Annotated in this window: 20 protein-coding genes; 11 read left to right on the forward strand and 9 right to left on the reverse strand. The window is 43.2% G+C overall.

What is annotated here, in order from left to right; all coding sequences use genetic code 11:
- Positions 1 to 23 precede the first annotated feature (23 nt).
- From ABJH64_RS13310 to ABJH64_RS13345, 8 genes are all read left to right on the forward strand, one after another.
- Positions 24 to 1241, forward strand: a complete 1218-nt coding sequence (locus ABJH64_RS13310) for a 3-phosphoshikimate 1-carboxyvinyltransferase (protein ID WP_348273787.1) — start codon at positions 24 to 26, stop codon at positions 1239 to 1241.
- 3 nt (positions 1242 to 1244) lie between these two features.
- The gene (locus ABJH64_RS13315; protein WP_348273783.1) at positions 1245 to 2072 is read left to right on the forward strand and encodes a prephenate dehydratase; all 828 of its coding nucleotides are present in this window, start codon (positions 1245 to 1247) and stop codon (positions 2070 to 2072) included.
- On the forward strand, positions 2069 to 3214 hold the full coding sequence (locus ABJH64_RS13320; RefSeq protein WP_348273782.1) for an aminotransferase class I/II-fold pyridoxal phosphate-dependent enzyme: 1146 nt from the start codon (positions 2069 to 2071) through the stop codon (positions 3212 to 3214). The genes ABJH64_RS13315 and ABJH64_RS13320 overlap by 4 nt, the downstream gene beginning before the upstream one ends.
- 114 nt (positions 3215 to 3328) lie before the next feature.
- Complete coding sequence (locus ABJH64_RS13325) at positions 3329 to 4177, forward strand: prephenate dehydrogenase (RefSeq protein WP_348273781.1); 849 nt, start codon at positions 3329 to 3331, stop codon at positions 4175 to 4177.
- A gap of 169 nt (positions 4178 to 4346) precedes the next feature.
- Positions 4347 to 4505 (forward strand): hypothetical protein, encoded by a 159-nt coding sequence (locus ABJH64_RS13330; RefSeq protein WP_348273780.1) that lies wholly within the window; start codon positions 4347 to 4349, stop codon positions 4503 to 4505.
- A 27-nt stretch (positions 4506 to 4532) separates the two neighbouring features.
- Complete coding sequence (locus tag ABJH64_RS13335; protein WP_348273779.1) at positions 4533 to 5504, forward strand: kelch repeat-containing protein; 972 nt, start codon at positions 4533 to 4535, stop codon at positions 5502 to 5504.
- 149 nt (positions 5505 to 5653) lie between these two features.
- The gene (locus ABJH64_RS13340) at positions 5654 to 6355 is read left to right on the forward strand and encodes an SIMPL domain-containing protein (RefSeq protein ID WP_348273778.1); all 702 of its coding nucleotides are present in this window, start codon (positions 5654 to 5656) and stop codon (positions 6353 to 6355) included.
- Between the two features lie 78 nt (positions 6356 to 6433).
- The gene (locus ABJH64_RS13345; RefSeq protein ID WP_348273777.1) at positions 6434 to 7015 is read left to right on the forward strand and encodes a class I SAM-dependent methyltransferase; all 582 of its coding nucleotides are present in this window, start codon (positions 6434 to 6436) and stop codon (positions 7013 to 7015) included.
- A 68-nt stretch (positions 7016 to 7083) separates the two neighbouring features.
- Here the strand turns inward: ABJH64_RS13345 and ABJH64_RS13350 are convergent, their stop codons facing one another.
- Positions 7084 to 7650, reverse strand: coding sequence for a Pycsar system effector family protein (locus ABJH64_RS13350; RefSeq protein ID WP_348273776.1), 567 nt, complete (start codon positions 7648 to 7650; stop codon positions 7084 to 7086).
- A 169-nt stretch (positions 7651 to 7819) separates the two neighbouring features.
- On the opposite strand from ABJH64_RS13350, the gene ABJH64_RS13355 reads away from it, so the two are divergent.
- A complete protein-coding gene (locus ABJH64_RS13355; RefSeq protein WP_348273775.1) occupies positions 7820 to 10348 on the forward strand; it encodes a phospholipase C, phosphocholine-specific in 2529 nt (842 codons plus the stop codon).
- 550 nt (positions 10349 to 10898) lie between these two features.
- On the opposite strand, the gene ABJH64_RS13360 is transcribed toward ABJH64_RS13355, so the two are convergent.
- The gene (locus ABJH64_RS13360; protein ID WP_348273774.1) at positions 10899 to 13073 is read right to left on the reverse strand and encodes a radical SAM protein; all 2175 of its coding nucleotides are present in this window, start codon (positions 13071 to 13073) and stop codon (positions 10899 to 10901) included.
- A gap of 443 nt (positions 13074 to 13516) precedes the next feature.
- Here ABJH64_RS13360 and ABJH64_RS13365 point away from each other — a divergent pair, with 443 nt between their 5' ends.
- Positions 13517 to 14404 (forward strand): dienelactone hydrolase family protein, encoded by an 888-nt coding sequence (locus ABJH64_RS13365; protein ID WP_348273773.1) that lies wholly within the window; start codon positions 13517 to 13519, stop codon positions 14402 to 14404.
- A 707-nt stretch (positions 14405 to 15111) separates the two neighbouring features.
- Here ABJH64_RS13365 and ABJH64_RS13370 read toward each other — a convergent pair.
- Entirely contained in the window at positions 15112 to 15318 is a 207-nt protein-coding gene (locus ABJH64_RS13370; RefSeq protein ID WP_348273772.1) for a hypothetical protein, read from the reverse strand.
- Between the two features lie 192 nt (positions 15319 to 15510).
- On the opposite strand from ABJH64_RS13370, the gene ABJH64_RS13375 reads away from it, so the two are divergent.
- Positions 15511 to 16302, forward strand: a complete 792-nt coding sequence (locus ABJH64_RS13375; RefSeq protein WP_348273771.1) for an NYN domain-containing protein — start codon at positions 15511 to 15513, stop codon at positions 16300 to 16302.
- A gap of 412 nt (positions 16303 to 16714) precedes the next feature.
- On the opposite strand, the gene ABJH64_RS13380 is transcribed toward ABJH64_RS13375, so the two are convergent.
- From ABJH64_RS13380 to ABJH64_RS13405, 6 genes are all read right to left on the reverse strand, one after another.
- Positions 16715 to 19141 carry a TonB-dependent receptor gene (locus ABJH64_RS13380; RefSeq protein WP_348273770.1) on the reverse strand — a complete coding sequence of 809 codons (2427 nt, stop codon included), beginning with the start codon at positions 19139 to 19141 and terminating at the stop codon, positions 16715 to 16717.
- Positions 19142 to 19614: 473 nt separating this feature from the next.
- Positions 19615 to 20496, reverse strand: coding sequence for a formate/nitrite transporter family protein (locus ABJH64_RS13385; protein ID WP_348273769.1), 882 nt, complete (start codon positions 20494 to 20496; stop codon positions 19615 to 19617).
- Positions 20497 to 20619: 123 nt separating this feature from the next.
- A complete protein-coding gene (locus tag ABJH64_RS13390) occupies positions 20620 to 21642 on the reverse strand; it encodes a hypothetical protein (RefSeq protein ID WP_348273768.1) in 1023 nt (340 codons plus the stop codon).
- Between the two features lie 139 nt (positions 21643 to 21781).
- Entirely contained in the window at positions 21782 to 22450 is a 669-nt protein-coding gene (locus ABJH64_RS13395) for a DUF1080 domain-containing protein (RefSeq protein WP_348273767.1), read from the reverse strand.
- A gap of 362 nt (positions 22451 to 22812) precedes the next feature.
- Positions 22813 to 23208 carry a group III truncated hemoglobin gene (locus ABJH64_RS13400; RefSeq protein ID WP_348273766.1) on the reverse strand — a complete coding sequence of 132 codons (396 nt, stop codon included), beginning with the start codon at positions 23206 to 23208 and terminating at the stop codon, positions 22813 to 22815.
- 6 nt (positions 23209 to 23214) lie between these two features.
- A complete protein-coding gene (locus ABJH64_RS13405) occupies positions 23215 to 24456 on the reverse strand; it encodes an ectonucleotide pyrophosphatase/phosphodiesterase (RefSeq protein ID WP_348273765.1) in 1242 nt (413 codons plus the stop codon).
- Between the last annotated feature and the right edge of the window lie 43 nt (positions 24457 to 24499).

Raw genomic sequence — 24499 nt, forward strand, 5'->3', positions numbered from 1 at the left:
TGACGACTGAAACCAAGGAAACCATCCATCTGGCCCAAAAATCAGATTTTTCGGCTACCCATATTCCTCTTCCTTCTTCCAAAAGTGAATCCAATCGCGTCCTGATTATCGATGCGTTGACGGAAGGAAAAAATGAGCTTAGCAACCTGGCCGAAGCTCGTGATACACAAACGATGATCTCTTTGCTGAAGAAAAACCCACCCGTGTATGACGTGCTGGACGCAGGAACGACGATGCGCTTCTTGACTGCTTACGCCGCCATCACCAACCAGAACAAGGTAATGACTGGAACACCACGTATGTGTGAACGACCAATCGGAATTTTGGTGGATGCACTGAGAACGCTTGGGGCGGAAATTCATTACTTGGGTGCGGAAGGCTATCCGCCTATGGCAGTTCATGGACTTTCTAAGCAGAAAAGTGCTGAGGTAAAAATCCGTGGAGACGTTTCCAGCCAATACATTTCTGCGATTTTGATGATCGCGCCTTTGTTGCCGCAAGGTTTGGAACTTGAGCTGGAAGGAAAAGTAGGCTCTCGATCTTACATAGAGATGACCCTGGATTCTATGTCTCAGTTTGGAATCAGCTATGAATGGAAAGACAATAAAATCACTGTTCCACATCAAGCCTATCAGCCTACTACATTCGCAGTAGAAAGCGACTGGTCTGGGGCTGGATATTGGTTCAGTTTATTGGCTTGTGCGGATTCTGGTGAGTTTTTTCTTTCAGGTTTGAAGGAAAACAGTCTGCAGGGAGATTCTGCTGTGGTGGAAATCATGGGACAGTTAGGTATCAAAAGCACCTTCAAAGACGGCGGCGTTTTATTGGAAAAGCAACCAGTGACAGGTTTAAAAAACTGGGATTTCACGCATTGCCCTGACTTGGCGCAGACCATCGCAGTGACTTGTGCAATCCTAGGTCAGAATGCCACTTTTACAGGATTGGAAAGTTTGAAAATCAAGGAAACGGACAGAATCTATGCCTTGCAACAAGAGCTGGCTAAGTTCCATGCGGACTTGAAGGAAATCGAACCTGAAGTTTATCAAGTGATTCCTTCGGTAACTATGCCAGCGGAAGTGAAAATTCACACCTATGATGACCATAGAATGGCGATGGCTTTTATGCCGCTGATCACCAAGACACGCGTAAGCATAGAAGATCCAACTGTAGTAAACAAATCCTATCCCAGTTTTTGGAAGCATTGCCAGCTAGCCGGAATTTCCATCCTCAGCCAATCTTAACGTATGAGCAAGCTAAAAATAGCCATTCAGGGCGTTCCAGGCTCTTTTCATCATCAAGTAGCGCTGCGTAATTTTGGAGAGAACATAGATATAATCAGTTTTACTACGTTTGAACCGGTGGCGAAAGCTGTCGCAACTGAAGAAGCAACCTTTGCGGTGATGGCCATTGAGAACTCCATTGCCGGAGCGATTTTACCAAATTATGATTTGATAGATCGTTACGGGCTGAGCATTCGGGATGAATATTATTTACCGATCGGGCATCAATTCATGGCTCTTCCAGGCCAGACAATTCAGGATATTACAGAAGTTCGTTCTCATCCTATGGCACTTTTGCAGTGCAAGGCTTTTTTTGCGCAGCATCCTCATATCAAACTTAAGGAAGATACCGACACCGCTTCGGTGGCTAGGGATATTGCGGAACAAACCCTACCTGGAGTAGCAGCAATCGCCTCTAGCATAGCGGCAGAAATCTATGGGATGGAAATCCTTGCTCCGGATATTCAGACGGTGAAAAGCAATTTTACCCGATTCATTATACTTCAAAAGGAAGCCGTAGTAGCTCCCTATTCAGTAGATAAAGCGTCAATAAAAGTGACCATTCAAAACCAGCCCGGAGGATTGGCAAAGCTGCTGACGTTAATCTCCGAGAAAGGCATGGATCTGAGCAAAATCCAGTCGATTCCAGTGATCGAAAAGCCTTGGGAATATGCTTTTTTCATCGACTTGGTTTTTACAGATCATTCCGTTTTTTCCAATACAATTGAGGAAATTAGAGGGAGTTTTGGTGAAGTGAAAATTTTTGGAGAATACCTAAGTAGGAAACAATGAAAGGTTTTGCAGATCGAGTGAACAGTGTAGAGGAATATTACTTTTCCGCCAAACTACGGGAGGTGAATCAGTTGATTGCCGAAGGAAAGCCTATTATAAACCTTGGAATTGGTAGTCCGGATTTGGCACCAGACAAGAAGGTAATCGATGCGCTAAAAAGTACAGCTGACAACCAGCAATCGCACGGCTACCAAAGCTACCAAGGGATTGCTGAGCTTAGGACCTCCATGGGTAATTTTTACGCCAGAGAATATGGGGTGAGCTTAGATCCAACAAAGGAAATACTTCCAATGATGGGGTCGAAAGAGGGAATTATGCATCTCAGCATGACTTTCCTGAATCCGGGAGATGAGGTTTTGATCCCAAATCCAGGCTATCCTACTTACACATCGGTGACAAATCTGCTCGGCGCGAAAGCAATTTACTACGGAATTGACCTAGGTAAAGCTGGCAGACCCAATTTGGAAGAATTGGAAAATCAAGATCTCAGCAGAGTGAAACTCATGTGGATAAACTATCCGCACATGCCTACTGGAGCACCTGGAAGCCGTCCGGTCTTGCAGGAATTGGTGGTTTTCGCCAAAAAACATGGGATTATTTTGCTGCACGACAATCCATATAGTCATATTTTGACGAAGGAACCGATTAGTATCTTATCTATTCCCGGAGCGAAAGAAGTTGCTATGGAGTTGAACTCTCTGAGTAAAGTATTCAATATGCCCGGCTGGAGAGTTGGGATGCTTGTCGGTAGAGAAGATTGGATTTCAAAAGTATTGAAAGTGAAGAGCAACATGGATTCTGGGATGTTTTTGGGAATTCAGAAAGGCGCAATTGCAGCTTTGAACTTAGGAGAAAGTTGGTTTTCTGACTTGGGCAGCACTTATCAAAGCCGAAGAAAACTGGTTTGGAAGCTTGCGGATAAGTTAAATCTTAGCTATGACACCAATGCGGCTGGCTTATTTGTCTGGTGCAAAGTGCCAGATGGAAGATCAGCAGTAGAGCTCGTGGATGAATTACTCTATGAGAGAAATATATTTATCACACCCGGCAAAATCTTCGGTTCAGAAGGAGAAAGCTACGTGCGCTTCTCGCTTTGTATGCCTGAGTTTAAGATTTTGGAAGCGATTAACAGGATAAAATAACTAGGGACAAAAAACCGATAACGGGAGACGGAAGTCACTAATTTGCCAGTATTGAACAAATCCTAAAATGCTTTTTACTGGTTAAAATCGAATTTAAAAATTAAACATTTTGATATGAAAAAATTACACATTGTAGGTTTGGGACTTCTTGGAGGTTCCTTTGCCCTAGCTGCTAAAAATAAATTCCAGGATATTATCATTACTGGAACCGACATAAGTGACAAAAATTTACAAGACGCGTTGAGTCTTGAGCTCATCGACGAGGCTAAGGAAGCTGCTGATGCTGATACAGATATTGTCATTTTAGCTACACCTGCAGATACCTTGGGCGATCTTCTTGTGCAGACGCTAGATCATATTGGTGAAAACACGCTAGTATTTGACGTGGGATCGACGAAAGCTAAGCTTTGCAATCTCGTGGCCGGGCATCCAAAAAGAAAGCAATACTTAGCAGCACACCCTATCGCCGGTACAGAATATTCAGGCCCGAAGGCAGCATTTGCCGGATTGCTGGACAGGAAAGTGACGATCATCTGTGACCTGGAAAAAACTGATCTAAACCTCAAGGAAAAAGCTTATGAGCTATTCGATGCGCTGAATCTGAAGCTGAGATTTATGGACCCTGAGGAGCATGACCGCCACTTGGCATTTGTGTCTCACCTATCACATATTTCCTCGTTTATGCTGGGCAAAACAGTCTTGCAAAAGATGGAAGATGAGAAAAATATTTTTGATATGGCAGGATCTGGGTTTGAATCGACGGTTCGTCTAGCCAAATCAAGCCCTGCTATGTGGGCGCCTATTTTCACCGAGAACAAGGATAATATTCTATCAGCTTTGGATGGGTATATCGCTAACCTGACGTCATTTCGAGATAAGATCGCTTCCAGTGATGGGCAGGGCTTGTCTGATGATATGACTGAAATCAATAAGATTCGGGATATTCTGGATTTGGAAAAATAAGGTTGATCTGCCAGGTAGCTCTTTAGCTAAAACACCATTTGCAATAACCGAATGGTGTTTTGATTTTGCTCCAACACATGAAGAAAATACCAGAATCCAAATCGATGAGCTATTTTATAACTTTCAACCGTTTAATTGATATCTTAATGAAGCATTAAAGGCAAAAAATATGGCACTACAATATATTCAAGACGAAGATGGCAAAACTACAGGAGTCATCATTTCACTCAAAGAATGGGAGTCTCTAAAGGAAAAATATTCAGAGTTGGGAGAAGAAGTTGAGAATCCAGCTGAGTTAGCTTCTTGGCAAAAAAAGATTATGAGTTAATTTTTAACCTAACCCAAAATCCAACCCATGAAATACTTTTTCACCCTAGCCCTCCTATTCAGTTCCCTAGCTGCATTTTCCCAATCCAAAGAAAAATGGACAGCGGTGGAAACGCTCAACTATCCCCTTCCACGGCATGAAAATTCTTTTGTAGAAAACAATGGGAAATTCTACCTACTTGGCGGTCGCGGAATCAAACCTATTGAAGAATACGACCCGAAAACTAACACCTGGAAAACGCTGGCCATGGCTCCAATGGAGTTCCACCATTTTCAAGCCATCTCTTTCAAAAATGAAATCTATGTAATCGGAGCACTTACGGGTGGCTATCCACATGAAACTCCTCTGACACATTTTCTTATTTTTAACCCAAAGACCAATACCTGGCGTCAAGGAGCAGAAATTCCTGAAGACAGACGTAGAGGATCCGTAGGTGTAGTTGTTCGTGATGACAAGTTCTATTTAGTCTGCGGAATCGTCGATGGACACTTTGCAGACTTTGTGCCTTGGTTTGATGAATATGATACGAAAACCGGCAACTGGACTATCCTGCCGGATGCTCCAAGGCCAAGAGATCACTTCGGTGCAGCGATCGTAGAAGATAAAATATATGCCGCTGGAGGAAGAACTTCAAATGCTGAAGTAGGCAAAGTCCTTGACTTGGTAATTTCAGAAGTGGACTATTATGATTTCAAAACAAACACTTGGAGTACAGTCGCGGCGGATTTGCCTACGCCAAGAGGAGGAACTTCTTCAGTAGGCAGTGGGAAATACTTGGTGGTGTTCAACGGCGAAAGCACGGCACAAGAAAATTCCCATGATGAGGTAGAAATACTCGATACGCAAACTGGTACCTGGTCCAGACTTCCAGATCTGGCCCAAGGCCGTCATGGCACAGGAGTGATCCACTACAAAGGCAAACTCTATGTAGCAGCCGGAAGTGCCAAGCGCGGCGGAGGACCAGAGCTGAACACCATGGAGGTTTTGGAATGGAAATAGGAATTTTGGGTTGTTAGTTTCGGGTTTAAAATGGCCTTCTAGGAATTGAAAATTCAGGCTTCTTTTCCTTAATTTCTCTTAATAGTCCCTTCCATTCTTTTAACTGGCTTCCATTTTGACTAGTTAAATACCACACAAAAGACTTACACATGAAAAACTACCTAACTATCCTACTCGCGTTAGCATTAGTATTACCTGTTTTTGCTCAGGATAACATGACCATTCCCCTCATCGAAGTGGAAGGATTCAGTGAGAAAAAAGTTGCTCCAGACGAAGCGTCTTTTCAGATTAATTTGGAAGAAAAATCGATGAAAGTGACGGATGCTGTATCTGTCCTGAATAAGAAAACTAAGCTACTTTCGGATGCATTGACTAAAGCAAAGATCAAGGACTACAAACTCATCGCGGACAATTATTCCGTAGATGTCAATAGAATCTACAGAAGTGGCGTACAGCGAGATTCTGGCTACGTGGCTAGACAATCTCTGAGAATAGTGACGAGCAGCAAGAATGAAGACTTGCAAAAGATCGTAGAGTCTATTCAGGGAGCCGGCGATATGAGTTTCAACTTACATTTCCAAATTTCGGAGGCTACTCAAAAATCTCTGGAAGATGAACTACTCGCCGCTGCATTGAAAAATGCCGAAAGCAGAGCCCTTTTGATCGCGCAAACGCTGAACATTAAATCCATTCGTGTACATAGAGTTTCTCTGGATTCACAGCCGATTGCTCGCCCTTATGCCAAAATGGAAATGATGCGTACTAGTGCCGACATGGCTGATGCACCGCCCATGTTAAATCCAGATGATCAAAGCATACAGAAGCGGGTTTATGTGAAATATACCTATTAAGAGTAAATCCAAGAAAGCCATCAGCTACGTTACTTTTAATTCTTAGTCAACGCTATCAATTCATTCTATTTTTATCTAATGGATCAAACACTTATTCGAAACAAACCCAGAATTCACCCCGTAATCGCTGCAAAATCATCAAAAATTGGTTTTACGATGCCATCTGATATTTATGTGGGAACTCTCCTAAAAACCCTGGTGTCTAGCAAGCCTTGTGGCAATTTTCTAGAATTAGGAACTGGAATAGGCTTGTCCCTCTCATGGATGGTGGACGGCATGGATGACTGTGGGAGTATTGTTTCTCTAGATAACGACCCGAAACTTACCGAAATCGTCAGCCAGTTGTTCAGCCTTGATTCGCGTGTGAATATTTTATGTCAGGATGGATCCACATGGATAAAAAATTACACCGGAGACCAGTTTGACTTAATCTTCGCAGATGCTTGGCCAGGAAAATATAGTGAACTTGATGCTACACTTGACTTAGTCAAAATCGGCGGTATATACCTTATCGATGATATGGACGAACAGCCTAATTGGCCAGATGGTCATGCTGAAAAAGCAGAGTTATTGGTCAAGACCTTGGAAGCACGAGAGGATTTTTGCCTTACCAAGATGAATTGGTCAACGGGTATTATCCTGATGACTCGGATCAAATAGGCTGAAACGCTACATGATCATTAAAGGAAAGGCTCATTTCAATTGTTAGAAATGAGCCTTTCAGTTTTCTATAGAACCAATAAATAAATGAAAAATGTCGCGACCCCAACTGCCAATCCTATAATAAAGACGGTATAGGCATGAGCCAGAAGGGTATATTTCCTGTCCAGCACCTTTCCTTGATAATAGAGCGAAATAGCCATCTGCTCTTGCACCTGCTTTTTTGATGTCAACAATTGATCAACTTCCGCCAGATATTCCGACAAAGTAAAAGCAGAACTCACTCCAAAAAACAGCAGGCTAGACTTTACATCTTCGGACTTTTTTATGTTTTTCCCCATCACTTTTGGACGAGCGGCCTGCACTGCCAATATCGTGGAAACAAGACAAGTAGTCAATAATACCAGAATAGGCACCAGAATATAAGTCCCTTGAAAGTCTAATTGATGTGACATGGTCCCATACCCAATAATCGCTACCACTGATGAAATCACCAGTGCGTTAATACTGATCACGATATTGGCCTTATTGTCTGCTATCTGGAGCAGATTGCAATTATTTAAAAAAGAGACACGAAAAAAAGTCTGCTGAGGACGTTCATTTTTATCTTTTTTAGTTTCTAAAAATTCTTCCATGTTCCATATTTTTTGTTAAACTGAAAGTACAAAATAAATAGCCAAGTTTAATTCAGTCACTGAGAGACTTTTACTTACAACCCCCTACAGGAATCTTAACAAAAAGGAAACTTTGGGAGTAATCCGGTCCCCCGAAAAGTAGCTATACTCGCCAATAAATTAGTAAGTGATGAACGATTCAAGAAGAGAATTTTTAAAGAAAGCAGCCTTAGTCACAGGCGGAGCCAGCATTTGGAGTGCTATGCCATCTGCAGTGCAAAAAGCAATGGCTATCCCTGCTGCGCCGGGAACTACTTTTTATGACGCGGAACACGTGGTAATGTTGATGCAGGAAAACAGGTCTTTTGATCACTGTTTTGGCACGATGAAAGGCGTGCGCGGCTTCAATGATCCCAGAGCCATCACCCTACCCGACCTAAACCCCGTGTGGCTTCAGCCAGATAGAAATGGAAATCGCTTTGCCCCTTTTCGCTTCGACATCAAAGACACCAAGGCAACTTGGATGAGTGGAACGCCTCATTCCTGGGAGAATCAAGTCGATGCCCGAAACGATGGCAAATACGACAATTGGATTGAAGCCAAGCGTCCCGGTAAGGAATACTACAACTTACCGCTAACGATGGGTTTTTACAGCCGAGAAGATTTGCCTTTCTATTATGCTTTGGCTGATGCATTCACAGTTTGCGACCAGCACTTTTGCGCAGCTCTCACCGGTACCACGACCAACAGGAGTTATTTTTGGACGGGAAAAACTCACGGTGCAGACGGAGAAAAAGCCAAAGTTCGTAATGAAGAATTGACCTACGGAAAAGAAGGCACCTGGAGGACTTTTCCTGAGTTACTTGAGGACAATGAGATTTCGTGGAAAGTCTATCAAAATGAATTGAGCATCACCACCGAATTGGAAGGTGAGGCCGAGTCGCTTTTGGCAAACTTTACAGACAATAACCTAGAATGGTTTTCACAGTTTGGGGTACGATTTCATCCCGAGCACTACCTGTTTCTTCAGAAAAGACATCAGTCTCTTCCATCTGAAATCTCCGAACTCAAAGTGAAGCTGGCGAGTAATCCTACTAATCTTGAAGAGCTAGAGAAGGAATTGAAGGAAAAGGAAGAAGGGCTAGCCTATTTGGATGTGTATGTGGAAAAATGGAATGCGGAGGAATTTGACAAACTCTCTGATCGCGCCAAAAGCATACATAAAAAGGCCTTCCAAACCAATACCGGAGATCCAAATTACCATCAAACGGAAACGCTCGCCTATCAGGAAAAGGATGCAGACCGGGAAACTCTAATTCCAAAAGGCGATATCTTACACCAATTCCGCAAGGATGTCAAAGAGGGAACTTTGCCGACTGTCACTTGGCTAGTCGCTCCACAGAAATTCTCCGATCATCCCAGTGCTCCCTGGTATGGCGCTTGGTATGCTTCAGAAATTATGAACATTTTGACGGAAGATCCGGAGGTCTGGAAGAAAACAATTTTCATCATCAACTACGACGAAAATGATGGTTATTTCGACCATATCCCACCTTTTGTCCCACCACATCCTATCGAGCCAAACGGCAAAATGTCCGCCGGTCTTTCAAGTGCCGGAGAATACGTGACCGCCGAGGAAGAGATCAACTATGGCTTCAAGCCAGAAGATGCGCGAACAAGCCCGGTAGGCCTAGGATACCGTGTTCCACTGATCATTGCATCGCCTTGGACTCGGGGCGGCTATGTTAATTCTGAAGTTTGTGATATTACTTCTACGATTCAGTTTCTGGAAAATTTCCTCTCGAAAAAGACGGGTAAGAAAATCGAAGAAACGAATATCAGTTCCTGGCGAAGGACTGTCAGCGGAGATCTTACTTCAGCTTTTCGGCCTTATCATGGGGAGAAAATCAGCCATGCTGAACCTATAAATGAAACTGAATTTGTACAGCAGATTTACAATGCAAAATTCAAGAACGAACCGACCAACTTCATCAAGCTGACGGAAGAAGAAGCAACACGAGCTGCTCAGAATATGGCCAATTCAGCTATTTTCGCTGTTCAGGAAAAAGGCACAAAACCATCTAATGGACTGAAATACGACTTGCACGCGGATGGAAACGTCAGTTCAGATGGCAAGAATTTCATCATCACATTCACTGCATCTCAGGAGATTTTCGGAAAAGAGGCTCTAGGCTCAGGCTTCAATGTCTATGCTCCCGGAAAGTATTTGAATCGCAAAACGAATGCTTTTGAACCTGTGAAAACATGGGCTTTTGCAGTGAAGTCAGGCGATAGTATCTCATACGATTGGCCAATTTCTGAATTCGAAAATGGCATGTTTCACTTGAGAGTGTATGGACCAAATGGTTTTTATCGGGAATTCAAGGGCACACCTACTTCCTCCAAAATAGAAGTAGCAGCAACTTCCCTTTTGAAAAAAAATAAACCTACCGAAGAACTGGAGTTCTCTATTAAAAATACATCGACCTCCAAACTTACACTTTCTATCCAAGACAACATTTATCAGAAACTAAATCAGGAGATCAAGCTGGAGGCAGGTAAGGAAACCAACGTAAAAATTGACACAAGTAAGTATAAGGGCTGGTATGAGGTGACGCTGGAGTCTAAAGAAAATAAGGATCTGAAAATTACCTACGCCGGAAGATTGGAAACCGGCAAAGACAGCATTTCAGATCCGCAGATGGGAAGAACTGTGTAGAAAAATTAACTACACTGTCCTAGCAGGACAAAGATGAGCACAAATACCAAGATAGTTCCGAGGCATCCTCCGCCTAGTTTGTAAGCTCCATAGCCTGCGATTAGTCCTTTGAAAAGATTGTTCATAATGGGGAAAGTTAGGGTTTAAAATGGTTGGTATGGCTTCAATTCACAAGTTGTGCCATAGCAATTGTTTTTTGGAATCATATAGAATTCGAAATGATCACACAGTTTTAAACCTCTCTTCTATACCCGACCGAAGACTGAAGATGGGAGAGGAAAGAGACTCAGATCATAGTGTGAAGCTTGTTTTTGTCTGCTTATATCTACTTACTTGAAAAATGATTTTCAATTCGATGTACACTATCATCTCGAGAGAAATAATAGTTTTCTACTTTAATACTGAGTAAAAAATATCCCGTTTTGAGTTTAAAATCACTTCCCCAATTGAGAAAACATAAAATTTCATAGGATTCGGTAAACACTACTATTGAGGCAAACTTTCGGTCTTCAGTCTTCAGTCTTCCGTCTTCCGTCTTCCTACCCCCAGATCAAAACACCAGCAACCCATGCTCTCTCAAGATCTCCCAAACTTCTGATTCGAGCATTTCCTCAAAGTCCCCAAAAGTCTCTTCATAACTTGCCCGAATCAGTTTTAAGGTGTTAAGTTTTTGCTCATAGCCAACCGTCTGTAACATTTCAAAAACCCACTCACCCAAATCCAATGGAAGTTCCATGGCGAAGTCCTCTTTTTTCCCTGAGAAAATCAACTCGCAAAGCTCATCTTCTTCGAAAATCTGAAGTTCAGGCTGCGCTCCAATCCAAAGAATGCGCTTTCTGTCCAGATAGGTAGCTTGAGGTTCGTTTGCAATTTCATTGGCGATGAAATCCTTAGAAACTGTCGTCTTAGGCACCTTAGTATCAAACCAATCCTGAAGCGGCACGTCAAAGCAGACGCCATGCATGTAATTAAACAATGATTTGCGAAGCCCTTCACCGAAAAGCTCGTGATCAGCTCCTGTGGGATCCTCGTGAGGCAGATCATTGTTGGCAAAAGTGCCAGCCACAGGCATCAAATTCACTGCTCCAAAAGCTTTGGGATCGAGTCCAACCGGGCTATGTGCAGTCATCGCAAATCGATGCCAGAAACCGGATTGTATCACGCCTGCCTGAATCAATTGCCTCACCATTTCTAGTGAATCGATCGTCTCTTGGGCTGTTTGCGTAGGAAAACCATACATCAGATAGGCATGAACCATGATTCCCGATTGGGTAAAATGATTGGTCACTTGGGCAACTTGGGAGACTGTAACTCCTTTTTTGATCAAAGCCAACAGACGATCAGAAGCCACTTCCAATCCACCAGATACGGCGATGCAACCCGAAGCTCTCAGCAAGCGACAAAGATCCGCCGTAAAACTACTTTCGAAACGAATATTCGTCCACCAAGTCACTGAAAGCTGCCTCCTCAATAGCTCAATCGCCAAATCCCGCATCAAAGCCGGTGGTGCTGCTTCATCGACGAAGTGAAACCCATTCTGGCCAGTTTGCGCGATGATTTCTTCGATTCTATCGCACAAAATCGAAGCCGTGATCGGTTCGTATCTCCCGATATAATCCAGTGACACGTCACAAAAAGTACATTTCCCCCAGTAGCAGCCATGCGCCAGCGTCATCTTATTCCAACGCCCATCCGACCACAATCTATGCATGGGATTGGCCACTTCGATTACCGACAGATAATCCCTTATCAGCAAATCTGAATAATCCGGGGTTCCAACTTCCCGCTGCGGTACGTCTTTAGCATTATTGCCATTACAATAGTTTACTTCACCGTCTATTCTGGTAAAAGTTCGCTTCAACTCTGCAACAGGAATCTTCCCGTCCAGATGTTCTAGCAACAGACGGATCGGCGCTTCCCCATCATCCAATACGACAAAGTCCATGTAGTCAAAAACCCTAGGCTCCTTCAGCGACCGCAACTCCGTATTCGGGTAGCCTCCACCCATCCAAAGCACCAATTCCTTATGATGCTTTTTGAGGTATTGACCACACTTGAAAGCGCCGTATAGATTTCCTGGAAAAGGAACTGAAAAGGCAACGGAAGTCGGTTGGTACTGCTGAATCTTTTGCTCCAGCAAGGCACACAACAACTCGTCAATGATCCCCGACTCCTGCTGAAGTGCATCCTGCATTTCGTCAAAAGTATTTGCAGACATTCCCAAGCGCTCAGCGTAGCGGCTAAATCCAAAGTGAGGATCGATTTGCTCTGAGATCAGATCTCCAATATCCTCTAGGTAAAGCGTCGCAAAATATCGGGCTTTGTCACGTACACCCAAGGTGCCAAATGCCCATTCCAGATCGTCCAACTGCTCAAAACGACTTGCCTCGGGCAGATAATCTCCCTCGGCTATGCGGTAGGCAAGCGTAGGATTTTTGTCTTGTAAAAAAGCAATGACAGGATCTATCGTCTGGAGATAATTAGCCTTGAGACGAACAATCCGCGCGATATTATCAGACATTTCAGCCTCATTTGCCTCTATTTCTGCAAAGATTTTGGTTAAGCCCTTTTTAGAAAAAAGCTGCAAAATCACCTCAATGCCCAGATCCACCTGATTGGAGGCTACACCGATTTGATTCATGTACCCTTTTAGATAAGCTGTGGCAGGATAGGGCGTATTCAGCTGCGTAAAAGGCGGAGTGATAAAGAGAATTTTTTGAGCCAAAATGATAAGTGAGTGATTTGCGTCCGCAATTTCGGAAGAATTGTTAAGTATTGAGTGATTAACCTAATTGATAGCTGGAAAGAGGTCCAAGCGAAAGATAATTTATTGGTCAAACCCGTATGTCTCCGAATAGGCTCCGAAGGAGTCAAACTATTCATAACCCTGTACGAAGTGCAGGGTAAACGAATCTGCAGACCACTAAGCCCTGAAAGGGCGGAACTTTTCAGTCACTGCCCTTTGGGGCTTGCTTTTTTACATTTTCTATAACCACCCCCGGCTGTGCCGAGGGTCATGAATTGTTTCAATCCTTCGGATTTTCTTACAAAACACAAGCTCATACTATTACAAACCCAAACCTCACATCCTACACAGAAATTACACGAACGCACATTATTACATCTCACATTTTAGTAAATTACCCTTCTAGCCACAAAACCAAAACCATGAACGAACTTAAAAAAGAAGACATCAATCAGGAGGTTTTTGACCTGTACGATGCCTATGCACACAACAAACTGGAACGCAGACAATTCATCGAAAAACTATCTGCTTATGCCGTAGGAGGCGTGACCGTCGCCGCGCTGATGAGTGCGATGATGCCAAATTACCTAGATACCCGCACGATCAAGTCGGATGATCCCCGCCTTGCTTCGGATTACATCACTTACGATTCTCCTAAGGGCGGTGGCAAAATCAAAGGCTTGCTTTCCACACCAACCGGAACTTCCGGTAAAGTACCCGGAGTGGTAGTCGTTCATGAAAACCGAGGCCTGAATCCTTACATAGAAGACGTGGGAAGAAGAACGGCCGTGGCTGGATTTATCTCTTTGGCTCCGGATGCGCTCACTCCCCTTGGTGGCTATCCCGGCAATGACGACGAAGGCCGTGCGATGCAAAGCAAAAGAGATCGAAACGAAATGCTGGAGGATTTTATCGCTGCTTACGAATACCTGAAAAATCACCCGGATTGCACAGGAGAAGTGGGTGTGGTAGGTTTCTGCTTCGGCGGGTGGATATCCAATATGATGGCCGTGCGCCTACCGGAACTGGGAGCGGCAGTACCTTACTATGGAGGACAACCATCTGCCGAGGAGGCTGCGCAGATCAAAGCTCCACTGATGCTGCAATACGCAGGCCTGGACGAGCGGGTCAATGCCGGCTGGCCTGCCTATGAGGAAGTGCTAAAGGAAAATGGCGTGGAATATCAAGCCTTCATCTATCCCGATACCAATCATGGTTTCCATAATAACACCACACCTCGATACGACGAGGCAGCCGCTACCTTGTCCTGGGATAGGACGATCGGGTTCTTTAAGGAGAAGTTGGGGTAAGAAACTCTAGTTAGATATTTAAAGGAGCGCTGACGGGCGCTCTTTTTTTGTTTAGTCAATAACAAAATTGTTCAACCCCTTCAGGGTTGCCGGACGATGAATGTAGGCGAGTATCCACGGGTTGCACCCGCGGTTATTGAAAAGTTGGACCACTCCGTGGTCATGCTTGTGATAATAAAACTAAAAGCATGACCCCACTGAGTGAATACCAAGCTCTGGACTAAGCGTAGTTTGTAACTACACTTTCATATTCTAATCAATTTAAATTGATCCTCACCCCCGGTCTGTGTCCTCACAGACCGGTTTAGTTTAAATAATTGCAAAGCAAGCGTAAAAGACTTTGAGTCCACTTTATTATTCAATCACCTCTGCACTAAGCGTAGTTTGTAGCTAAACCTTTTTTTCCTCAGGAATTTGTAATTCAATACTACTACCGAGTGGTCTGTGAGTACACAGACCCCGGCGACAGAGGTTCAACACACAGTCCAGTCGCTCCGTCGTTGTTTCGTGTCATCACGAACAACATCAATAGTATCCCGCTATTTAAAAAATGGGTAATTTGGATTCTGCTCAAACCGCAAATCAGCATGAATAAAATAAGAATTTTAGGATTAGTACTTATTGCCATGGGCATTGCAATATATTTCCTGCCTTACAATGGTTGGAGCGCCTTTCTTATGGGTTGTTTCACTGGAGGTGGAACAGTACTACTTGTCACTGGTAAAATCCAGAGAATTAAATGGAACCGCTAGAAGCAAAATAGTCAAAAAACCGATCATACCTTCGGCACTCTTAATCTCTCTAGCACCTACCAACCCAGAATTGCATTCTGGGATTTCTAGGAAGCAATAAGCTGTCAGAGTGCCGAAGGAACGATCAGTGATTCTTCCAACCATGTAAGTGAGGATACTCATAACGACCAGAGTTAAATTGGATCCTAAAACATTTGAAGTTCAACACACAGCCCAATCGCTAAGCAGACTTCGTTGCGTCGTTGCGCCGCCGCGAGATAAGAAAAACTTGGGACTACCTTAATTTTCTTCTCCAATCCCCATCCTCGGCTTACTAATTGCTAACTTACCGGCTACGACATTCTATTTTTATACATGAATAACAACAAATTCAACATCGCCGTCCTTATCGACGGGGATAATGCACAAGCAAAATTGATCAAAGAAATCCTCGAGGAGGTTTCCAAATACGGAAAGGCCACTATCCGTAGAATCTACGGGGATTGGACTACTCCTCACATGAACAGTTGGAAAGAAATGATCAACCTTCATTCTTTCAGCCCCATCCAAAAATTCTCCTACACCACTGGCAAAAATTCCACGGATAGCTCCATGATCATCGATGCGATGGATATACTTCATAGCGGCTCTGTGGACGGCTTTTGCATAGTTTCCTCAGATTCTGATTATACAGGTTTGGCAAAAAGAATCCGTGAGGAAGGCATGTTTGTGATGGGAATCGGACGTAGGATTACGCCAAAAGCTTTTGTGCAGTCTTGTGAAATTTTCACCTATGCAGAGAACCTATCCCCGCAAGCCAAGGAAGAAAATAACAAGGCAGAAGCTAAAAAACCTGCAAAAAGTCAAGCGACTTCTACTCGAAAAAATGTGGTGGTAGAGGAAGAAATCAAAAAGGAAAACCCTGCGAAGGAAAATCAAGATCTAGATCTGGAAGTAATTGACAAGGCTTTTGAGATCTCTTCAGATGAAGAAGAGGCAATCCACATTGCTAAAATCGGCGCTTCACTCCGCAAAATTGACCCAAGCTTTGACCCAAGGTCCTATGGATTTAGAAATCTGACAGAGCTTTTTAAGAGTTTGAAGAAATACCAAGTGATGAAAAATGAAGTGAATGGGTTGAATTATCCATTGGTGAAGTTGAGATAGCTTGATGTCCGATGTCGGGTGACAGAAGCACTTTCAATTCTACATAAACTCCCTAGATAATCGATCCTCATCGAATCAACTATTTCCAGCCTAAAGTCAGCAGCATTTTTAGAAATATTCGGATCCTTTACACTACAAGAAAAGAAGCCTGGGCCAATCAGAAAAAGAAGTAAAAATCTTTTCATTCACCAATATAATTATCCCAAACTAATTGACTAAGTTAATTTGTCTTAAGACTAGAGAGCTACCCCATTTAAAATGATTAAACTATTCACCTCATTTACAGACAAAAAAGAGAGGAATTGCCTACCAAGACAACTCCTCTCTTTTTAATGGATTCACCCAGAAAATTTTGTTATTCAAATAGAATAGCTAATACCTAGCCGATCTAAATAACTTCAAGCAAATCGCTTCAAATTTTCACCCCAAAGGTCAAATAGAATGTTCTTCCATCAGCTGGCATAATCCCAGGGCCTGGATAGCCACCCGCTCTTCTGGTAAAGTAGCTGGCATTTGTTAAATTATTAACTCCCGATTTTATACTGTATTTCTTTTTGTAAGTATAGCCAGCGGATAGATCCTGCACGCTATAGGATGGTATCAATCCGGAGGTTGCAGCCGCATTCGGTTCTACAGAATTGGTCGCATCAGCAAATGCATCTCCAATATCGCTCAGCTGCCAAGTCATGGAGAAGTCTTTGAATCGGTAAGTCGCACCGTAGCGGTTGATTTTTCTTGGGGCATTTTCAACCTGATTTCCGGCTAAGTTGCTGATTACAATCTCACCATCACTTACTGTCGTGCGCTGAAAGTCCTGATACTCGGCATTAACATAAGCCAACGAAGCAAAGAGATGTATGTAACCCACAGTGGAATTCCCTATAAATGCAGTGATCGGATCAAACTCTACAAATGCTTCCACACCCTGACTGACTGAGGTCCCCAGATTAGTACGGAATTGAAATCGAGAACCATCTGCTGCAGTCTGGGTAATCGTCCCGATGCGATCGGTATAGTTCAGGTAAAAGAAACTCGCATCAAAATTCAGGAAGGATCCAATATTCCCTCTATAACCCAAATCAAAATTGTAGCCACTGGCATCCTTCAGATTGGGGTCGATTAGATCTGTAGTCGCCGGAGGTGTGAGGTCAGAGATCAATACAGGTCGATAGGCCTGTGAGAAATTCGTGTACAGCTCGGTAGTTTTGGTCAGGTGATACTCAGCACCGAAGCCAAATAAGGCAAAATTTCGAGTTCTATTCTCCGGTGTCAATAGCTGAGGTACGCCATTGACTGTGTTTAGAATCCCCTCCATAGTGGAAGAAATATGCTCTACGCGCAACCCTGCAGTCAGTAAGAATTTCTCTGTGACATTAAACATGTTTTCTACAAATACGGCTTGGTTTGTATTGACAAAGTCCAAATCTCGGGGATAGCTTGATTCTACCAAATCAAAATCCATATCCGAACCGGCATCTCCTACTCCACGCTGATTGCGGTCAATATTTCCTTTGTAGAATCTATACCCTGCTACTAAGTTGTGCTCCTTTCCTAGTAAGGAATACTCAGTACTCAATCGCAATTCAGTACCTATAGTGTGGTACATATCTCGATCTACCTGCCGATTGCCAAGATCATCTTCCACCGTGATCGCATTCACAAAGCCTACGCTATTTCGCTCCGCAATGGTGCCGAAGGCCTTGAAGTTCAACTTTGTTTTCGGACTGATAATATAATCCGCATTGAGGGAGGGGATGAACCATGGTGTATTGAACCAGTTTCTGGAACGTGTGCTTTGACTTGGGTCCTCAGCAAATTGTGCATCAGTCAATCCTCCTGGCTGCTGACTTTTGGTAGTCATATAGGTCATCTCCGTCCCGATCTTCAAGCGATTACTCAGTGCATAATTCACTTCCAAATGTGCGTGATCGGTGTTGAAAAACCCATTTTCGCGCCAGCCATTCCCTCTTCTTTTTTGATAGTAGGCCGTATAGTCCCACTTACCTTCCGTGCCGCCGATATAATTGAAGCTGCTAAAAAGCCCATTGCTCCCGACTGTGTTGATCGTCTCAGCAGTGAATCGGGTGGATGGATCTGGCTTGCGCAAAACAAAATTCATAAGCCCCCCAAACTGCGGCCCATACTGCAGTGACGATGCACCTCGGATGATTTCAATGTTTTCCACCACTTCCATCGGAGGAGTGAAGTACGCTTCCGGGTAGCCCATAGGGTCTGGCGTGATATCATAGCCATTCATTCGCACATTGAACTCCCAAGAGCGATTGGGACTCAAACCTCTGGAAGCCACGCCAAGCTGAATACCCGAACCGTCATTTTCCCAAATCGATATTCCCGGCGTACGCCCAAAGATTTGACGACTGTTATTCATAGCCAGGTTAGCATCGATTTCTCCCAACCGGATCACTTCACTTTTTCTTCCGGCGTTGATTCGAAAATCCTCTACTTCAGGAAGCCGGCCTTGACCATTCATCCCTCTGCTCGCCATGACTTCGAAGGACTCCATCCAGATCGCATCCTCCTCCAACGTCATGTCAAATGTCTTCACTTCCTCTTTACCAATGGAAAACGCTATAGTTTGGGGCTTAAAACCAATCAAACTTGCCTTGAGCTCATAGCTTCCTTTAGGCAAATCCTTCAGTTGATAATTCCCATTTTTGTCTGATTGCACACCTCGTACTGTTCCTTCCAAGGTGATAGATGCTCCTGCTATTGGCTGTTGATTTTGATCCAGAACCTTACCCTGAACAGCATTTTGCTGCGCAAAAGACATATTCAAAGCCAAAAAGTAGAGGATACTACTGAGGTAAACTACTCGCATTGTTTGTGTTTTTATTTAGATTAACTTCAAATAATAACACAAACGTACTAGGCAGAATAATTCGAAACAAGAACTATTTAGAAAAAATCTTAATAAAAATAAGTTTTGAAAATTGTGTTTACTCACAACATAGAAAGTAGCACAACACGCATGAATTTTGGAGCTTTTTACCTCAGTAATCAAGGCTGAAAACGATAGTATCTTACAACTACAGGAGGATTTTAAAGCTGAGACCGTTATAAATGCACAGACCAATATCCTGAATTTCTAAACAGATCTATCACATCTTTCACAATGTCAGCTCAACCCTTAAAATCAAAAAAAGACTGCAGCTGGAGATATAAGAGCTTTTGGAAGCAGTAAAGCTTTTTTTGAATACTGGAGATTGACTGCTGGATTGCAGAAGTGAACCACCGTGGGAGCTATTCAGGGATTTGATCCACTACCCTAGCAGAAAGAGCACAGACAAACGATCAATACTTCGAAATAATATTGAACACAAAAGCTCTATACTTCAGCAAGGCCACAAAGATCGCTCCTCCAAAAGCATTGCCCAATAAGGCGGTACTTTGGAAGGAAACATAATCCCACAGCGATATATCCGGAGAACTCAGCATGCCAGAAAATACCTCCACACTACCAATAATACTGTGATGCAGACCTGTGAATGACATCACCGCTGTAATCATAAAAATCATCACGATTCTGCTGATCGTATCCCGAGAAGAAGCCAACAGCCAGGAAAGCAAGCCCATCAGCCAACCGGCGACAATCGCACTTACAAACACGACGGTGGTAGGCGGATGTAGTACATGCTCTGCAATAGCGACCACCACATCAATCGTGAAAATCCCCAAATGTGGCCCTAACCATAGCAAAATACCAGCGATTATGTATCCGCCTATGAGATTGCCCACGATGACAATGCCCCATAACTTGAGCATGCTACCTATAGTTTGCTTTTTATTTAACACCGGTAGTGTAAGCAACGCTGTCTGCTCGGTGAACAAGATACTTTGCCCCAAAACCACCAAAATAAAACCTAAAGGATACACCAAAGCCACAATTCGGATCAGTGAACTATCATCCACCTTATCTATCAGAAAAAAATAAAGAGTACAGATCAGCAGGTAGCTAAATCCAATCTCCAGACCTGCGGTCAGAGAACTTGTAAAAATACTTTGGGCACTCTTATCATAGGTATCCTTAGCATGGTTAATTTGTTCGCGCAGGATTTCTCCATGCGTTTTGGCTGTGTCTTTACCCTTAGAATCAGACCTCCTTAGCTCCTTGTCTATATCCCGTTGCTTTTCAGCCTCGAGTTGTTCCTCTGTTTTTTCTTTTTTCCAAGCCATTGTGTAGGTTATATTTTATGCAACCATCGTACAACATAAGGTAATCAGCTTGATTTAAGAAAAATAAAGCAGGAGACTAAAAAATTAAGCTCCAAAGTCACTATAGGCTAATCACTTAAAAAATCACTCTGTAGTTCTACAGGCAGCCAATATATTGTTTTCAAATCGCTTATCGTCCCTCAGAATTTCGTAGAATTCCTTCAGGTAATTAGTCATAAATTTGATTTCGTATCCGGGCACCAAGGGTTCAAGATCTGCTATTTCTGAAAAGAGGGCTTCTTCTTTCTCCATAAACTCCTCCCGAATAGCCTGCATCATGGCTTCATCCCTGCAAAAACCTCTATACAATCTTTGACTGACTGTCTTAATAGCTACCAGATTGGAAACCTGAGCATAGGGTGGCAAAACCATCCCCGTCATATCAAAATCATACGCCAAGGGAACTACTGTTTTTTCATCGAGCTTCAAAATCTTCATATTGTGCTGGTACATACTAGACCAATCGGTATTGCCTATCATGTACTGAAAAAGGTCGTGTCTGATCGCAGACGAATCCTCCAACACTGCTCCTATTATCTTCTTATTTTCCAGAATTTCCCCTTCAAATCGCTCCGCCACTTTATCATCGTCCTCAATCAAGAACCCTATCAGCTGCTCTGATTGACCCTTTTTATCATCTTCATTGAAAAAATTAATTCGAATCATCCGGGTCTGAAAAGTGTAATCACTCACTTGCTCATACAGTTTGTAGCACAAAAACTCCTTCACTACATAAGCGTCAGCATTTTTGCCTCTCTGACAAGGAAACACGATTTTCAGATTTCTACTCCCGTCAAACAAATTCCCTTTTCCTTCCTGCTTTTTCAAGCGCATACGGATGGGCGGATAGTAGCAATTGGCCTTGCGGAAATTGCCTCGCGCTCTGAGCTCCACATCCAAGGTATCAAGGACACCAGCTGAATTCCTGAACCCCAGAAAGGAATCAATGAAGGTGGAGTCGTTGGTTTCACTTCGCAGCTTTTTTACAGAAAAACTCATCGTAAGTTCCAGGATTTCCTCTGAATCAAAAAGCAATTTTTCTTGCTGTGAAAAGGCGGCGAAGGACAAAAAAACCAAAGTTCCAACCAAGGACAAGTACTTTTTCATATTCCTAAAATTTAAACTTAAAAAATCAGTAAAACTCAGATTTTCAACTCATTCTGATTGATCTAATCCAATGTAAACATTCCAAGCTCGAATTTGCTATTCAATAAATAAAATCTACTTGCTTTTAAAAACTTGTACACTAAAGTCCAGTTAACGTCACATTCTTGAACTCCACTTCTGCTCCCTCGGCCTGCAAGGCTATTTTCCCTCGGGTAGCCGTGGCATTGAATCCGTCATTGACCAAATCGCCATTTAACCAGACGGTAATTTTATCTCCGTTACATCGGATTTTGATGTGATTCCATTCGCCAAGTGGCTTCTCGGAGTCGTCAGTAAGATTCTTGATTCTTCTTTCTTTGTTGCCATTTACTCCCCAGTTTTCCTTCGGGCCGCGTCTGGCTTCCATACCTTCCACTTCGATGTTTTGCTCGATACACCAGAAATCCCCCGCATTGCTATGCATCAGCTGCACTTCTATCGACTTGGGAAACATATCGTACAAGGCCCGAGGCGCGGAAGCATGAACCAGAATTCCGCAATTACCTGGCTCACCGACAAATCGATAATCAAGTTCTAGGGTGTAATTATCATATTCCTTCTCTGTGATCAAGTGCCCCTGAGGAGTACCCAAACTCACCAAAAGTCCATCCCGAATGATAAAAGGAATGCGTAACGAGCTATCAGCTTCCAAATCCGGTACGTCCATGTACCAGCCATCCAGGCTTTTTCCATCGAAAAGATGGATGGTTTGGCTTTGGGTGAAAAAAGTGACTAGGACAAAAAGCAACAGTAAAGAAAGTTTTTTCATGAGTTTGGGATAAAGTTAAAGCACCCTTAAACTAACAAGAATCTGCGCACCTATCACCTCTCATTTTTTACTTTTTACAATTTTATGTGGCTGAAAACTATATTTCAAAAAACATAAGTTTGATGACTATAGCTAAATAGTTCCCTAGAAATGTCTGGTGATATGACTCACCATTCGTTCTTATGGAACGAGGAAATAAACGACACTCAATAAGCTACAAACCAGTTGTCCCGCTGGGACAAACTCTTCATTTTAAGCAAGTTTAGTATGATTGGAAAGTCTATGAATTCAATTCACCATCGGTCCCCATATCGGGCTTGGACCAAAATCTTTGATTGATTACTGCTACTGAAAACTAAAAATCACCTCACCCTAGCTTCCCAAATCCGCATAAAAAGCATGTGTGCCATTCTCCGTGCATGTTCCTTAGCATAGTTGGCATTTTCACCCTCGAAGTACTTATCTAAAGTTTCAAACCAGAGCTCCAGCCAATTCCCAAAGTGTGCCTGCTCTATGCTATTATCCACAGCTGCGTCCACCTCACGATGAACTCGAACTGGATTAAACTTGCCAGCACCAGGACCAGACTGTAAGAGGATCATTTCCCAAAAATCACTCAGATGAACCAGGTGTGTGTCCCAATCTTTTATTACTCCATTGAAAATCGGTCCTAGCGTATCGTGCTGGCGGATTTGATCATAAAATCTCCGGACTAAAAAATCAACTTCCTTCCTCGAACTTATATCAATCTTATCCATTTCACTTTATTTTAAAATTGGCTCCAGCACTTCCAACTTCCCGTCGATATCATCAGGAATAGGAAGTCCTAGGATCTTACATATCAATGGATACACGTGGATATTCTGAAAAGTTTCAATTTCCAACCCTGCTTGAAAAGCCGGGCCATTGGCATAAAAGATCGCATGCATGTCCTTGTAAGCTGGGCTATAGCCATGCTCTCCAAAAATCTTCGTGTCCAATCGATCCAAATTTTCCCTCATTCTCATCAGAGTTGTTTCCCATGAGAGGTAGTAATCTCGATCAGGAATAATCAGAATATCTCCAATCTTATCCTTATACATCAAGTCCTGATAATTTTCCTTATCATCCACATCAGTCACGTGAATCGGGAGTTTAGACGCCTCCAGTTGCCGGATAACCCGTTCCTTATCCTGCTGATTTTCCAAATACACATGTGCCAAAGCCCCACTATTTACTATTCTAGCGGGAATATCCTTGGTGAGTTCGGTCAAATTCAGGTAATTCTCCGGCTTCACATTCATCATACCATGATCCGATACCAAGATCACATTGATATCTAGGTCATAGCTTTTCAAGCCTTCGAATAATGCTCCGAGTTGACGATCCAGCTTTTCCAATCCCGCTGACAGCTTCTCATCGTTGTTTGGACCATAGCGGTGACCTATATCATCCATGTCTGAAAAATAAAGTGTGATCAACCTCGGACGTTTTTCTTCTGGCAACTCCAGCCATTTGAACACTTCCGTCACGCGAGTGAGATTGCTCACCTTCCCATCGTAATCGTAATAATAGCTAGGCCTCACACCCTGCACCGCCGCTTCCGATCCAACGAAAAAATAACTGGCTGCCACCATATCATTCTGCTCGGCGAGAACCCAGAGTGGCGTACCTCCATACCAGGTACCATCTTGCACCAGCTCTTTTTTTCCTATCCCGTAAGTCTGGTCTTTTTTGGGATCATAGAATGAATTGTCCACCAATCCGTGATGCTCGGGCTTCATTCCCGTCGCCAGGGTGTAGTGATTTGGAAAGGTCTTGCTGGGAAAGGACGGCATCATACTTTCCGCTTTCACGCCATCGGCTATGAACTTACTTAGATTTTCAGGCTGAAATCTTTCCACATAATCATATCGGAAGCCATCCAGAGAAATCAGGATAACGATAGGTTCTTTTTTCTCATGGGAAAAAGAGAAAATTGGAAAAACTAAAGCCGCAATCAATAGCAGCTTGAAGAGTCGTGTCATAATAGTACCTTTCTGCAAAAATACCAGCTTCAGTTTTGGCAAG

This window comes from Algoriphagus sp. (assembly GCF_039969895.1).
Lineage (GTDB): Bacteria > Bacteroidota > Bacteroidia > Cytophagales > Cyclobacteriaceae > Algoriphagus.

Bases quoted from the DNA above. Each gene is read 5' to 3' on its own strand.
- ABJH64_RS13390 (WP_348273768.1), bottom strand. From the start codon at position 21,642: ATGAAAAAGTACTTGTCCTTGGTTGGAACTTTGGTTTTTTTGTCCTTC.
- ABJH64_RS13335 (WP_348273779.1), top strand. From the start codon at position 4,533: ATGAAATACTTTTTCACCCTAGCCCTCCTATTCAGTTCCCTAGCTGCA.
- ABJH64_RS13365 (WP_348273773.1), top strand. From the start codon at position 13,517: ATGAACGAACTTAAAAAAGAAGACATCAATCAGGAGGTTTTTGACCTG.
- ABJH64_RS13355 (WP_348273775.1), top strand. From the start codon at position 7,820: ATGAACGATTCAAGAAGAGAATTTTTAAAGAAAGCAGCCTTAGTCACA.
- ABJH64_RS13330 (WP_348273780.1), top strand. From the start codon at position 4,347: ATGGCACTACAATATATTCAAGACGAAGATGGCAAAACTACAGGAGTC.
- ABJH64_RS13400 (WP_348273766.1), bottom strand. From the start codon at position 23,208: ATGGATAAGATTGATATAAGTTCGAGGAAGGAAGTTGATTTTTTAGTC.
- ABJH64_RS13315 (WP_348273783.1), top strand. From the start codon at position 1,245: ATGAGCAAGCTAAAAATAGCCATTCAGGGCGTTCCAGGCTCTTTTCAT.
- ABJH64_RS13385 (WP_348273769.1), bottom strand. From the start codon at position 20,496: ATGGCTTGGAAAAAAGAAAAAACAGAGGAACAACTCGAGGCTGAAAAG.
- ABJH64_RS13395 (WP_348273767.1), bottom strand. From the start codon at position 22,450: ATGAAAAAACTTTCTTTACTGTTGCTTTTTGTCCTAGTCACTTTTTTC.
- ABJH64_RS13345 (WP_348273777.1), top strand. From the start codon at position 6,434: ATGGATCAAACACTTATTCGAAACAAACCCAGAATTCACCCCGTAATC.
- ABJH64_RS13375 (WP_348273771.1), top strand. From the start codon at position 15,511: ATGAATAACAACAAATTCAACATCGCCGTCCTTATCGACGGGGATAAT.
- ABJH64_RS13350 (WP_348273776.1), bottom strand. From the start codon at position 7,650: ATGGAAGAATTTTTAGAAACTAAAAAAGATAAAAATGAACGTCCTCAG.
- ABJH64_RS13405 (WP_348273765.1), bottom strand. From the start codon at position 24,456: ATGACACGACTCTTCAAGCTGCTATTGATTGCGGCTTTAGTTTTTCCA.
- ABJH64_RS13325 (WP_348273781.1), top strand. From the start codon at position 3,329: ATGAAAAAATTACACATTGTAGGTTTGGGACTTCTTGGAGGTTCCTTT.
- ABJH64_RS13380 (WP_348273770.1), bottom strand. From the start codon at position 19,141: ATGCGAGTAGTTTACCTCAGTAGTATCCTCTACTTTTTGGCTTTGAAT.
- ABJH64_RS13340 (WP_348273778.1), top strand. From the start codon at position 5,654: ATGAAAAACTACCTAACTATCCTACTCGCGTTAGCATTAGTATTACCT.
- ABJH64_RS13320 (WP_348273782.1), top strand. From the start codon at position 2,069: ATGAAAGGTTTTGCAGATCGAGTGAACAGTGTAGAGGAATATTACTTT.
- ABJH64_RS13370 (WP_348273772.1), bottom strand. From the start codon at position 15,318: ATGAGTATCCTCACTTACATGGTTGGAAGAATCACTGATCGTTCCTTC.